Below are 12772 nucleotides of genomic sequence, written 5' to 3'. Positions count from 1 at the left end.
GCGCACCCCCTCTCACGGCAGCCGGGGCACGGTCAGCACCAGCCCCGGCTTCAGGTCGCGGGGATCGGTGATCCCGTTGGCGCGCGCCAGTTCCCGCCACGCGTCCGGGCGCCGGTAGACGGCGGCGGAGATGCGGTCCCACGTGTCGCCGCGGCGCACCACGTAGCTCTTCTCCACCGTCGGAGACGACCGCGGCGGGTCGTTGGCCTGGTCCTTCGCCGGCCGGTACTCCTTGAGCGTGAGGTCGAGCTGGGCCCGCAGCGGCACGCCGTTCTTGGCGAACAGGACGTAGTTGACGTCCAGCTTCTCCAGCACGCCCCGGAACACGGTCTCGTCCCAGACGAACTTGACGATCGGCGGCGCGTGCAGGGTCTCCTGGGGCCGCATCAGCTTGCGGATGTTGTCCACATAGGACTTCCGGACGTCGGCCAGCGTGTCCGAGGTGTCCACCAGCGCCTGCACCGACAGCGACTCGCTGCCGCCCCGGATGTACTGGATCGGCGGCGTCTCGAGCCCGGGGATGGTGATCTCGGCGAAGGTGTTGCTCTTGCTCAGCTTGTACTCGGTCGGGTTGAACTTCAGCGGGATCCGCCGGGGCACGCCCTGCGGGTTCTCGGGCTGCTCGATCTCCAGGTGCGCGTCGGCGCCCTGGCTCACCGAGGAAAACGGCGTGACGCTCACCGGCCACCTCCCCCGAGCTTGCGGTCGTTGTCGCTGCGCTCGGCGCGGGCGCACTCTTCTTCGTACAGCCGTGCCCACGCCTGGATGTGCTTGGTGAACAGGCGGGCGAACAGGGCCCCGTCGTCGCCTTCCACCTGGAAGCGCACCTCGAGGTTGTGGATGATCAGGTTCTTGGGCACGCTGTGTCTCCTAAAGCTGTCTCCTGCAGCTGTCTCCGCAGAGCGCTTGTCTCCTAGAGGACGGCCGTCAGGCCCTCGTGGGCGATTTCCAGTGACTCGATCGCGACCGCGTTCTGCTCGGCGTGCAGGTCCGGGCCGGTCCACTTGGCGGCCAGGCCGCCGTGGAAGATCCACGACTTCGCGGGCAGACCGGCCTCGTCGAGCATGATCACGGCGCCGTCGCGGCGGGCGCCCAGCGAGTCGTGCAGCCCGGTCTCGTACCAGGACCACAGCAGGCGGTCGCGAACCACCCCGCGCTTGAGGGTGATCGGGTTCCACGAGTGGCGCAGCGGCAGCCGGTGCACCGAGTCGTTGCGGCCGCCCTCGGCGTAGGTCACCACCTCCAGCTGCGCACCCATCCCGATGACCTCCTGGAAGGCGCCCGCCGCCACCACCGGCAGCAGCAGGGCCTGCGCCGGCGGCAGGTACACGTCCGCCGGCGCGAGCGTCACGAGGAAGCGGAACTTGGTCAGCGGCTCGGTCAGCGCGAGCAGCCGGTCGACCGGCGTCGTCACTGCTCGATCACCTCCAGGCCGCGGTCCTGGCCGAGCACGAGCCGCAGCGCGATGAACTCCATGGGCACGGCCGGCGCGACCCCGATCTCGCACACGACCCGGCCGGGGTCCTGCTCCGGCGGGTTGTTCGTCTCGTCGCACACCACGCGGAAGGCGTCCTCCGGCCGGCTGCCGGCGAGCGCGCCGGTGCGGAACGCCTCCAGCAGCACCGAGGTGATCGCGCGGACCAGCGACAGCCGCAGCTCCGGCGAGTTCACCTCGAACACCAGCGGCGCGGCGGCCCGCCGGATGGCCCGCACCAGCAGGTGCAGCAGCCGGCGGTGGGCGATGTACACCCGCCGCGGGTCGCCGGACAGCGTCCGCCCGCCCCACACCACGAGTCCCCGGCCGCGCACGCACCGCACCAGGTCGACGCCTCCCTCGAACAGCCGGACCTGCTGCGCCTCCGGGTATTCGACGTCGAGGTCGACGGCGTCGAGCAGCGTGGCGTTCGCCGGGGTCTCGGCGGCACCCCGCTCGGCGTCGAGCCGGGCGACCAGGCCGGCGACGTGCCCGGACGCCGGGACGGTCCGCAGGCCGGTCCCGTCGAGCGACGGTGCCCGCAGCGGCGGGTGGTACACCGCCGCCGCGGCGAGCAGCGCCTCGTCGCCGAAGTCCGCCAGCGCGCCGGCCCAGGCCACCACCTCGTCCACAGTGGACACCGTGGGCGGGACGTCCAGCAGCACCAGCCGGTCCAGCAGCGGCGCCACGGTACCCAGCAGGTCCCGCACCAGGTTCGTGTGGTCCTCGCCGCCCAGGTCGGCGCCGAGGTCCGGCAGGGCCACCAGGGCCGGCTCCGGCAGCTCGGCCTGCGTCACCACGGCGGACGCGTATTCGGCCCGCCCCGGCGGGCTGTCCGTGCCGCCGGTGAGCGTCAGGTCCCAGGACAGCGAGATCGGCCCGTCCGCCGGGATCGGCTCCGCCGCTCCCGTCGGAACCACCCGGATGAGGCGGGACGCGGCGACCCGGTCGACGACCTCGCCGGGGGTCAGGCCGGCGAAGACTTCGGCCGGCTCGCCCGGCACCAGCACCCGGACGGTGACCACCGGCGGCCCCGCGACGCTGCTGCCCCGGTACCGCACGCTCACTCGCCCGCCGTTCGCCCACGCGCCGGGACTCGCGGCCACCACGAGGAAGCCGTCCGTCCACTGTGCACTCGCGGACTCGGCGGCCCCGGCGACCCGCAGCACCCACGCGGTACGGCCCTGGTTCTCGAAGAACCCGCGCAGCGCGTACGGCGTCGCCGACGTGCCGTCCGGTGGACCGAACTCGCCGACGACGTCGTTCCAGCTCTCGACGCGCACGGGCCGGCCGACGGGGCCGCGCCGGGTGCGGCCGAGGAACACGGCCACGTCCGTGCGCAGCGGCTCCTCGCCGGTGGCCGCACGCTCGAAGGTCAGGGAAACGCCGGGAAGCGCCGCGCTGGTCATCTCTGCCCGCTCACGCGTCGATCACGAAGCTCTCGACGGCCAGCACGAGCGTCTCCATGGCGATCTCGTTCTTGGTCGCGTTGAACGACGGTCCGGTGTACTTGGTCGGCCAGGCCCGGTCGAAGTTCCAGCGCATGACCTCTTGGCGGTTCTCGTCGAGCATGACGATCGAACCGGCCGTGCGCCGCACGCGGCCGTCGAGCGCCTCCTTCACCCAGTTCCAGAAGCCGGTGTGGCCGGTGACCCCGCGCTTGAAGGTCAGCGCGCTCGGGGCCTTCTTGAGTCCCACGAGCTTGCGGACGGTGATGTCTTCGCTGCCGGTGCGGTACTCGATCACGGGCATCTCGACGTCCAGCCCGCTGGCCTCGGTGAACGAGCCGCTCACCGCGACGCCGTCGTCGCTGACGTTGGTCACGATGACCAGGAAGTTATACGCGGCATACGGGTCGTCGCGCGTCACAGGTGGCATTTCCCTTGCCTTTCAGGTCAGACGAGCTGGGGCTCGCGGGTCTTCTGCTGGATCCGGAAGATCACGAACTCCGCCGGGAACACCGGCGCCACCCCGATCACGCAGATGAGCCGTCCGTTGGCGATGTCGTCGTCGGTCATCGTGGAGCGGTCGCAGTGGACGAAGAACGCCTCGTCCGCGGTCGTGCCGGCGAGCGCGCCGGTGCGCCAGACCGTGGCGAGGAAGTTCGAGACCGTCTGCCGCACCAGCGCCCACAGCGGCTCGTCGTTCGGCTCGAACACGACCCACTGCGTGCCCTCGTCGATCGACTCCTCCAGGAACAGGAAGAGGCGGCGCACGTTGATGTACTTCCACGACGTGTCCGACGACAATGTGCGCGCGCCCCACACCCGCTGGCCGAGGCCGGGGAAGAACCGCAGCGCGTTGATCCCGCGGGGGTTCAGCAGGTCCTGGTGCCGCTTGGTGACGTCCTGGGCGATGCCGTCGGTCAGCCGGATGCCGCGGATGACCGCGTTGGCCGGCGCCTTGTGCACGCCCCGCTCGACGTCGGTCCGGGCGTAGATCCCGATGACGTGCCCCGACGGCGGCACCTCGACGAACTGCCCGGTCGAGGGGTCGTTGACGACCAGCCACGGGTAGTACAGCGCCGCGTACTTCGTGTCGAACGGCTCGCGGAACGTCTGGATGCCTTCGATGTCCAGGCCGTCCTGCGGGTCCAGGACGGCGAAGCGGTCCTTGAGCTGCTCGCAGTGGGTGACCAGCGCCGACTCGACGGTACCGGCCCACACCCCGGGCACCGCGCAGATCGCGACCTCGTCGATGTCCTCCAGCGCCACGATGCCGGTGCGCTTGCCGCTCCCGCCGTCCGTGCCGACGAAGTCCCCGACGTCGAGGCCCTCGAACGCGTCGTCGCCGTCGTCGGCGAGGGTGACCCAGGAGCCGGTGGCGGGGGCGGGGAAGGCCGCGGGATCGGCGACGAGGTCGTCGAGGGCGATCGCCCGGACCAGCCGCGACTGGCTCGCCAGGGCGCCCACCACGGTCCCCGGGGCCTCGCCGGTCAGGCGCAGGTTGCGGAACGTCTCGGTCGTCGAGCCGCCGCCGGGGTCGGCGAAGCGGGTTTCCACGGTGGCCTCGACGAGGGCGAGCCGGTCGTTTTCGAGGATCTCCTCCGGCAGGTCGGCGTCGGCCGCGAAGGGCTCGAACTCGACGATCTCCCCGGTCACCGAGCGGACGCGCAGGGCGGTGAGCCCGGTACCGGTGTCGAGCTGGGTGACCGCGCCCTCGTACAGCCGGTTCGCGCCGCCGATCCGCAGGGTCGGCGGCCGGCCGGGATCCGCGTCGGCGGCGCGGGCCGACCGCACCACGCGCACGGCGAGGCCGGGCCGCCACAGGGCGTGCCGGGTCCCCTCGGCCAGGGTCAGCTCCAGGTGGTCGTCCGCCGTGGCCACCCCGACCACCGGGAACCGCCGCGGGCCGATCAGGATCCGGAACGGCGGGGTGAGCGCGTCCAGCCCGGCCGCCGCCTCCACCCGGAGCGTGGCGCTGTCCACCGGGGATTCCTCGGCGACCCGGGTGGTGATCAGCTCGCCCTGGTCCGGAGCGGGCAGCACCGGGAGGGTGGCACTCACCGACGGCTGGATCCGCACCTGGACCGTCCGGCCCCAGGAGCCGGGGCTCGACGCGGCGAACCGCAGGGTCTCGGCCTCGGGGCGGGCCCCGGCCTGGACGTAGTCCCCGCGAGCCACCTTCACCGGCTCGGTCGGTCCCGCGTCGAGCTGGACCCGGCCGGTGGTCGTGCTGTAGCCGGTGATCGTCGCGGCCCCGATCGCGGCGCCGGTGTCACCGCGGAAGAACCCGATATCGTCCGAGCCGGTGAAGCCGATCAGGTGCGCGAGGGCCAGCGTGGTGGCGCCGGCCGCGGCGTCCTGCGCGATCAGGCTGACCCGGCCCTGGCGGAGGGTGCCGGTGGCGGCCTGCGCGTCGCCGCTCACCACCCGCTTGACGTAGAGGCGCTGCCCGCCGTTGTCGAAGAAACCCTTGACCGCCAGCGGGAACAGCCACCAGCGGCCGCCCTCGGCCGGGTCGTCGGCCCACTTGTCCCGGATCAGCGGATCCGGTTCCGGCAGGAATCCGCCGAACGTCGTCTGGTACTCCAGGAAGTTCGTGACCAGCTTCGGCTTCCCGGTGGCCGGGCCGCGCTGGGTGACCCCGACCATGCCCGCCGTGCTGGTGCTCACCCCCGCGATCGGCCGCGGCCCCGCGTCGACTTCCTCGACGTAGACGCCGGGGCTCAGGTACTCGGGCATGGCTTGGCTCCTTCTCTGCTGCCGCTACGGTTCGACGATCTCGATGACGTGCCGGCGGTCCCGTTCGGTGGGCAGCCGGACGTCCAGGACCCCGGTCCGCCCCGGCCGCTCGGTGGCCGTCAGGTGGAAGATCTGCACGGGCGGCGGCCCGATGACCGGCTCGCCCTCCCACCGCAGGGCGAGCCGGAACGCGCCGCCGGTGTCGGTGAGGGTCCGCTCCAGCCACGCGACCCCGTCCCGGATCGTGGTGCCGCGCGCCTCGACCAGCGCGTTCGCCACCGGCGCCCGGGTGACCGCGTCGACGACGACGCCGTGGACGGTGCGGACGCCGGGCCGGTACGGGAAAGCGGTGCCCGGCAGCAACCGGACCAGCCTCGGCTCGCTGCCCACCGCGGGCGGGGTCGTGTCGTCGTACGGCTCGGCCAGGAACTCGACCCCGGTCAGGGCCGCGTCGAAGCTCGCGCCGTCCGCCGGGTACAGCGGCGCGAGCCCGACGACCGAGAAGCGGACGCGGAACCGCTCCGGCTCGGCGCCCGGCCCCCGGCGGCGGCCGAGCTCCGGGTAGGCGATCGCGGCGCTCGGCGTGCGGATCGCCGGCGTGTCCTGCGGCACCCAGCCGGCGCCGTCCGGGTCGAAGCGGTCCAGTTCCGCGGTCACGTCGGCGGCCCGCACGCGCTGGGCGAACTCGTCGAACGGCACGAACCACGCCGGGCTGTGCAGCACGGAGGTCTCGACGGGGTAGTAGCGGGTCATGGCAGCGTCGCCCCGCTGATCGTGCGGCTGCGCACGAGCCGGAGTTCGGCGACGTCGAGGGAGTCGAGGTTGACGACCCGGACCTCGTAGTTGAGGGAAAGCCGGTAGGGCTTCTGGATCGCGTACCAGATCCACGACTTCTGATCGAGCGTCAGCGGGGTCAGCGTGAACTGCAGCGCCTCGGTGGTGCCCGCCATGCTGCCCGTCAGCTCCTCGCCGGTCCAGATCGCGTCGTCGTAGAAGACCTGCAGCGCCCGGCCGATCATCTGGTGCTGCGTTTCCTGGTTGCCGCCCCACGGCGTGATCAGGTAGCGCAGCAGCAGCGCCATCGGCGGTTTGCGGCTCGTCGGCGCCGACGGCGGGAGCGAGCGGATCGGCGGCCGGTTGCGCGAGGTCGGGTCCTCCGCGATCTCGTACAGGAAGACCGTGAGCGACGCCTGGCCCGGCCGGTCCTCGAGGTCGCTCAGCACCGCCCTCGGCGGGTCGTTCGGATCGAGGCTGCGCAGCGCCTCGGTGAGCCGGTCCACGATGATCGTCGAAACGTCGGCGACGACGCCGAAATCGCCCATGCCAGTCCTCCCCTGCGGCACGCCGGGACGTGGCTGCGACGTGCCGGGGCGCAGCATCGCAGGGGTGGCGTGGCCGGTCCGCGATCCGCGCGTCGCTTCGGCGTCACGGCGGCGTTCCCCGGGCGCGCGTTGACGTGCCCGCACACGCCGCGCCAACGGGGCGGTGACACACCGGCGCGCATCCTGCGGGGGTGGAGCCCCCCGAGGAGCGATCCGGCAGCATGGTTCTGCGTGCGTGGCTGGAAGGCGGCGAGCCCGGCGCCCTCCGGGTCCGCGTCCTCTCCACGATCGGCACGAACGAGGCCAAGCCGCTCGCGGTCACGTCTCCCGAGGCGGTGCTCGAAGCCGTCCGGAACTGGCTGGACGAGCTCGGATCAGGCCCGATGACGTTTTCGTGACGCCCGGTTGACGCCGCATCGGCGATAATTCCGGTAACGTTTCGCACCGGGGTCGCGAATTGCTCAACGGGTGGGGTCGATCCGATCGGTGCCGGGCAGAGGTTGGGGAGCCGATGCGCACTGGAGAAACGCAGATCGTGACACTGCGGCTGCTCAAGGGATTCACGTTGCTCGTGGACGACGACCGGGTGGCGCTGTCGTCCAGCGCGCAGCGGTTGCTCGCTTTCCTCGCGCTGCAGGACCGGCCGCGGACCAGAACCTACGTGGCGAGAACGCTGTGGCCGGAGGCGACCACGCCCCGCGCCAACGCGAACCTGCGTTCGTCGCTGTGGCGCGCGTCGCGCACCGGGCACCGGGTCATCGACGCGTCGGTGCAGGAGATGGCGCTGGCGGGCAACATCACCGTCGACATCCACGACGCGGTCGCCCGCGCGCACCGCCTGCTCGACCGGTCCTGCGGGTGCGACGACATCCTGGACCGGCGCACGCGCGACGACCTGTCCGCCGACCTGTTGCCCGAGTGGTCGGACAACGAGTGGGTGCTGCTCGAGCAGGAGCAGTTCCACCAGTTGCGGCTGTATGCGTTGGAGGCCATGGCGAAGCGGCTCACCACGGCCGGCCGGCACGGTGAGGCGGTGGCGGCCGGCCTGACCGCGGTGCGGGCCGAGCCGTTGCGGGAGAGCGCGCACCGGGTCCTCATCGACGCGCACCTCGCCGCCGGCAACCGGGCGGCGGCGCAGCACCAGTACGACCAGTGCCGTCGCACACTGCGCGAAGAACTGGGGCTCGAACCGTCCGAGGTCCTGCGCCACCTCCTGCCGCACTAGTCACGGCGATTTCCCGAATTCGGACGGTGCTCATCGCCGGAATAGCGATTCGCCGGGCAAGCACGAATTGATCGTGATTGCCCGGCGGCCGCCGTGAATTCGCCGTGAAACGGGTCGGCGTCGACGGGATCCGTTCGGCTCAGCCGGCCGAGAGGACGCGGCCGCGGACTTCGCCGAAGCCGATGCGCGCGCCGTTCGCGCCCGGGGCCGTGCCCGTGATCACCACCTCGTCGCCGTCGAGGAGGAAGCTGCGCTCCTCGCCCTTGACGGTCAGCGGTTCCTTGCCACCCCAGCTCAGCTCGAGGAACGCGCCGCGCTGGTGCTTCTCCGGGCCGGAGATCGTGCCGGAGCCGTACAGGTCGCCGGTGCGCGCCGACGCGCCGTTGACCGTCAGGTGGGCCAGCATTTGCGCGGGCGACCAGTACATCTCGCGGTAGGGCGGGCGGCTGACCTCCTCGCCGTTCCACTCGACGACCAGCTCGACGTCGAGCCCCCACGGCCGGCTTTCCCGCAGGTACGGCAGCGGTTCCGGGTCCTGGCCGGGCAGCGGGATCCGCGCGGCCTCCAGCGCGAGGATGGGGACGACCCACGCCGAGACCGACGTCGCGAAGCTCTTGCCCAGGTTCGGGCCGAGCGGCACGTACTCCCAGGCTTGGATGTCGCGCGCCGACCAGTCGTTGAGCAGCACCGCGCCGAACACGTGCCGCGCGAAGTCGTCCGGGGCGATCGGGGTGTTCCGCGGCGTGCCCGTGCCGACGACGAAGCCCAGCTCCGCCTCGATGTCCAGGCGGGTGCTCGGGCCGAACACCGGCGCGGGGTCGCCCTTGCGCTGGCCGCTCGGGCGCACGATGTCCGTGCCGGAGACCAGCACCGTCCCGGCCCGGCCGTGGTAGCCGACCGGCAGGTGCTTCCAGTTGGGCAGCAACGGTTCCGCGTCCGGCCGGAACAACCGCCCGACGTTGGACGCGTGGTGCTCGGACGCGTAGAAGTCGACGTAGTCCGCGACCTCGAACGGCAGGTGCAGCGTGACGTCGTCGACCGCGTGCACGGCGTCGTCCGGGACGTCGCCGGCGACGAGTTCGGTGATCCGCTCGCGGACGGCCACCCAGCGGTCGTGGCCCTGCGCCATGAACGGGTTCAGCGTGGGCGCGGCGAAGACGTCGTCACCGAGTGTGCGGGCCAGGTCGAGCACGGAGTCCCCGACGCGGACGCCGACGCGCGGTGCGTCGCCGGCGGCGGAGAACACGCCGTAGGGCAGGTTGGCCGTCCCGAACGGGGAACCGGCGGGGATGTCGATCGTGGTCATGCCTCTCCTCGGGGCAGCAGGCCGAGGGCGGCCAGCTCGGTCAGGGGGTCGGTGACGCTGCACGTGCCGAACGACGTGAACCGCGTCCGGACGCCGTCCTCCAGGTCCCGGACGAGCCGGGCGACGACCGCGCCGTCGCGTTCGGCGAGGTGCGCCTCGGCGTGGTCGGGGTCGGCGGCCGCGAGCAGCAGGTTCAGGAAGCCGTGCTGCTCGAACCCGGTCTCCGGGTCGGTGTTGCGCAGCGCGTGGTGCAGCCCGGCCGTCGCCTTGAACGGCACCCCGGCGTCGATGGCCGCGCAGATCGCGCCGGCCAGCTCGTCCTCGGTGGGGTACCGGTCGGCGCGGACCCCACCGGTGCGGAACTTCGCGCGGTGGCCCGTTCCCGCGAGTGCCCGCAGGAGCGGCAGGCGGCGGTCGTCGCGCGGGATCTCGACGTACACCGGCGCGGTGGCGGCCGACAGGGCGTCGAGGAGTCCGGCCGGCCCCATGCCTTCGGGCACGGCGATCTCCAGGGCCTGCAGCTCCACCGGCAGCGTCTTGACGGCGTCGAGCACGGCGGGCAGCCGGTCGGGGCCGCCGGGCAGCGTCACCGCGATCGCGAGCGGGGTTTCGCGGGGCCCGAGCAGGTCGCCCAGCGCGTCGAGCGCCGGGGCGGCGAGCACCAGCGGGCCGACGAGATCCGCGTACCAAGCTTTCCCGTACGCGTCGTGCGCGGAGATCGCGTCCGGCAGGGGCGCGAGGCCGGGCGGGAACACCGCGGCGTCGTCGCACAGGCCGGCGAAGAGGGCGGGGATCACGCGACCGGCCCGCCCTCGGGCGTGCGGAGCCGGGTGTGCCGCTTCGGCGGGATGGTCCCCGCGCGGCGGTAGTGTGCCATGGTCGCCTCCAGGCCGAATTAGTTCACACTTTGACTACCTTTTGGGCAGCGTAGTCCCCGGCTCGCTCCCCGGGTAGGGGCCGGCGGCGGGAGCGCCGCGAATGACTCATTCGCGGCGCCGGAGGTCCCGAATGAGTCATTCGCGGCACCACCGGCACGCACCCCCAACCTCTGCGCACCGCGGAACCGGGCTAGCGGCGGCTGCGGGTGTCGGACCCCGTCCGGCCGGTGATCAGCTTGCCCAGCAGCATCACCAGGATCCGCTGCTCCTCCTCGGTGAGGGCTTCGGTCCAGCCGAACTCGCGTTCGTTGTGCTCGCGGAACACCGACACCATCTCGTCGTGCCCGGCGCCGGTCAGCGACAGCTGGACCGAGCGGCCGTCGCGCTCGTCCGGGGCGCGGTCGAGCAGGCCGTCCGCGACGAGCGGCTTCATCAGGTTCGACACCGCCGCCCGGCTCATCCCGGTGAGCCGGGCCGCGCTTTTCGGCTCCAGGGGCCCGGCCAGCCAGACCACGAACAGCAGCCGGAACGCCGACCACGACCGGCCGCGCGGCCGGTGCACCGCGGCCTCCAGGTCGTAGGTGACCAGGTCCGACGCCCGGTTGAGGGTCAGCAGCACTTCGGTGGCCAGCTGGTGGCGGAAGCCGTACTCCGTCGCGAGCCGGCGGTTGGCCAGCTCGACGAACGACCAGAAGTCCAGCTCTTCCGCCATCCGGCCACCTTAACAACTGGTCAAAATCGAAACTGGTTGTGCGCCAAGGTCGCGGACAACGCGTGCGCCTCTCGCAGGAGCAGCGCGCCCAGCTGGGGAATCCGGTCGGCGCCGAACCGGTGCGCCACCCCGGTCAGCGTGAGCGCCCACCGCGGCGAGCCCGCCTGGTCGAACACCGCCGCCGCGAGGCCCCAGCTGCCCTCCACCACGAGACCGGGGTTCACCGAGTAGCCGTGCGTGCGGGTCGCCGCGATGTGCCGGCGGATTTCGACGGCGTCGTGCTGCGGTCCGTAGGTCGCGACGAGGTCGGCCCGGCCGAGGTAGTCGTCGACCTCCCGGTCGGGCAGGTGGGCGAGGACCACCATGCCGGCCGAGACGACGCCCAGCGGGAAGCGCGCTCCTTCGAACAGGACGTGGCTGCGGATCGGGAACGCGCCGTCCTCGCGGATCAGGCAGATCGTCTCCTCCCCGCGCCGCGCCGAGAAGAACGCGCTCTCCCCCGTCGCGAGGGCGAGCCGCCGGACGACGGGCAGCGCCGCCTCCGTGACGTCGTAGCGCCGGGCCGCGGCCACGCCGAGGAAGTACAGCTCCGGGCCCAGCACCCAGTGATCGGTGTCCGGCTCCCGCTCCACCAGACCCACGCCCTGCAGCGACGTCAGCAGCCGGTGCACGGTCGGCCGGGGCAGCCCCGCTTCCCGCGCGACAGCCGTCGTCGTCGCGCCGCCGGGCTCGTGGACCGCGACCGCGCGCAGCGCCCGGTGGGTCCGGCCGACGAGGTCTCCAGGTGCGTCCACTCAGTGAACACTACCCCACTGTTTTCGACCGTGAGACGAACAATCTGCTGGTCGAGTGCGTTCACTGGTTGACCGCACAACCGCCGTACCCGTCTGATGTCGGCCATGGACAAGGTGATCGAATCGGCCGCGCAGGCCATCGCCGACATCCCCGGCGGCGCCACGCTCGCGGTGGGCGGGTTCGGGATGTGCGGCGTGCCCGCCGTCCTCATCCACGCGCTGTTCGAGGCCGGGACCGCGAACCTCGAAGTGGTGTCGAACAACGCCGGGGTCGACGGCTGGGGCCTGGGCGTCCTGCTCGGCGCCGGCCGCCTGCGGCGCGTCGTCGCCTCCTACGTCGGGGAGAACAAGGAGTTCGCGCGCCAGTACCTCGGCGGCGAGCTGGAGGTCGAGCTGACCCCGCAGGGCACGCTCGCCGAACGGCTGCGCGCCGGCGGCTCCGGCATCCCCGCGTTCTTCACCGCCACCGGGGCGGGCACCCAGGTCGCCGACGGCGGCCTGCCGTGGAAGTACGACACCGCCGGCGCCGTCGAGAAGGCGAGCCCGCCGAAGCAGAAGCAGAGCTTCGACGGCAAGGAGTACGTCCTCGAGCGCGCGATCGTCGCCGACTTCGGGCTGGTCCGGGCCTGGCGGGGCGACCGGCACGGGAACCTCGTCTTCAAGGACGCGGCCCGCAACTTCAACCCCCTGGCCGCCATGTCCGGCCGCGTCACGATCGCCGAGGTCGAGCAGCTGGTCGAGCCGGGCGAGCTCGACCCGAACGACGTCCACCTGCCGGGCGCGTACGTGCACCGCGTGGTGGCGCTGACGCCGGAACAGGCCGCGGACAAGCCGATCGAGAAGCGCACCGTGCGCACCGGAACGGAGGCCCGCTGAA

The 12772-nt window shown here is 72.4% G+C and carries 15 protein-coding genes; 3 read left to right on the top strand and 12 right to left on the bottom strand.

Annotation, left to right across the window (positions count from 1 at the left end; translation table 11 throughout):
• Positions 1–12 precede the first annotated feature (12 nt).
• The 8 genes from AB0N03_RS35455 to AB0N03_RS35420 are packed head-to-tail and all read right to left on the bottom strand — an operon-like array spanning position 13 to position 6980.
• Positions 13–681, bottom strand: a complete 669-nt coding sequence (locus AB0N03_RS35455; RefSeq protein ID WP_364381203.1) for a LysM peptidoglycan-binding domain-containing protein — start codon at positions 679–681, stop codon at positions 13–15.
• Positions 678–860, bottom strand: a complete 183-nt coding sequence (locus AB0N03_RS35450) for a putative phage tail protein (protein ID WP_364381200.1) — start codon at positions 858–860, stop codon at positions 678–680. The genes AB0N03_RS35455 and AB0N03_RS35450 overlap by 4 nt, the downstream gene beginning before the upstream one ends.
• 53 nt (positions 861–913) lie before the next feature.
• Positions 914–1414: a phage tail protein gene (locus tag AB0N03_RS35445; RefSeq protein WP_364381197.1), complete on the bottom strand. Its 501-nt coding sequence runs from the start codon at positions 1412–1414 to the stop codon at positions 914–916.
• Positions 1411–2883, bottom strand: coding sequence for a phage tail sheath subtilisin-like domain-containing protein (locus AB0N03_RS35440; protein ID WP_364381195.1), 1473 nt, complete (start codon positions 2881–2883; stop codon positions 1411–1413). The genes AB0N03_RS35445 and AB0N03_RS35440 overlap by 4 nt, the downstream gene beginning before the upstream one ends.
• A 10-nt stretch (positions 2884–2893) precedes the next feature.
• Positions 2894–3352 carry a phage tail protein gene (locus AB0N03_RS35435; RefSeq protein ID WP_364381192.1) on the bottom strand — a complete coding sequence of 153 codons (459 nt, stop codon included), beginning with the start codon at positions 3350–3352 and terminating at the stop codon, positions 2894–2896.
• Between the two features lie 17 nt (positions 3353–3369).
• The gene (locus AB0N03_RS35430) at positions 3370–5658 is read right to left on the bottom strand and encodes a phage tail sheath C-terminal domain-containing protein (protein ID WP_364381189.1); all 2289 of its coding nucleotides are present in this window, start codon (positions 5656–5658) and stop codon (positions 3370–3372) included.
• 24 nt (positions 5659–5682) lie between these two features.
• Complete coding sequence (locus AB0N03_RS35425; protein WP_364381186.1) at positions 5683–6411, bottom strand: carboxypeptidase regulatory-like domain-containing protein; 729 nt, start codon at positions 6409–6411, stop codon at positions 5683–5685.
• Positions 6408–6980, bottom strand: coding sequence for a DUF4255 domain-containing protein (locus AB0N03_RS35420; protein WP_364381183.1), 573 nt, complete (start codon positions 6978–6980; stop codon positions 6408–6410). Before AB0N03_RS35420 ends, AB0N03_RS35425 begins: the two co-directional genes overlap by 4 nt.
• A 221-nt stretch (positions 6981–7201) precedes the next feature.
• On the opposite strand from AB0N03_RS35420, the gene AB0N03_RS35415 reads away from it, so the two are divergent.
• Complete coding sequence (locus AB0N03_RS35415; protein WP_364381180.1) at positions 7202–7378, top strand: hypothetical protein; 177 nt, start codon at positions 7202–7204, stop codon at positions 7376–7378.
• A 113-nt stretch (positions 7379–7491) separates the two neighbouring features.
• Complete coding sequence (locus AB0N03_RS35410) at positions 7492–8205, top strand: BTAD domain-containing putative transcriptional regulator (protein ID WP_364381177.1); 714 nt, start codon at positions 7492–7494, stop codon at positions 8203–8205.
• 139 nt (positions 8206–8344) lie between these two features.
• Here AB0N03_RS35410 and fahA read toward each other — a convergent pair whose 3' ends face one another.
• The 4 genes from fahA to AB0N03_RS35390 form a co-directional block, all read right to left on the bottom strand.
• On the bottom strand, positions 8345–9511 hold the full coding sequence (gene fahA, locus AB0N03_RS35405) for a fumarylacetoacetase (RefSeq protein ID WP_364381174.1): 1167 nt from the start codon (positions 9509–9511) through the stop codon (positions 8345–8347).
• On the bottom strand, positions 9508–10308 hold the full coding sequence (locus AB0N03_RS35400; protein ID WP_364381171.1) for a hypothetical protein: 801 nt from the start codon (positions 10306–10308) through the stop codon (positions 9508–9510). The genes fahA and AB0N03_RS35400 overlap by 4 nt, the downstream gene beginning before the upstream one ends.
• Positions 10309–10579: 271 nt before the next feature.
• Complete coding sequence (locus AB0N03_RS35395; RefSeq protein ID WP_364381168.1) at positions 10580–11101, bottom strand: MarR family transcriptional regulator; 522 nt, start codon at positions 11099–11101, stop codon at positions 10580–10582.
• Between the two features lie 20 nt (positions 11102–11121).
• A complete protein-coding gene (locus tag AB0N03_RS35390) occupies positions 11122–11895 on the bottom strand; it encodes an IclR family transcriptional regulator (RefSeq protein WP_364381165.1) in 774 nt (257 codons plus the stop codon).
• 105 nt (positions 11896–12000) lie between these two features.
• Here AB0N03_RS35390 and AB0N03_RS35385 point away from each other — a divergent pair, with 105 nt between their 5' ends.
• Positions 12001–12771: a CoA transferase subunit A gene (locus AB0N03_RS35385; RefSeq protein WP_364381162.1), complete on the top strand. Its 771-nt coding sequence runs from the start codon at positions 12001–12003 to the stop codon at positions 12769–12771.
• Position 12772 lies beyond the last annotated feature (1 nt).

Source organism: Amycolatopsis sp. NPDC051061 (assembly GCF_040682935.1).
In the GTDB taxonomy this organism is placed as follows: domain Bacteria; phylum Actinomycetota; class Actinomycetes; order Mycobacteriales; family Pseudonocardiaceae; genus Amycolatopsis.
Note: the sequence above shows the minus strand (reverse complement) of the source record. Positions and strands in the feature narration are given on the sequence as shown.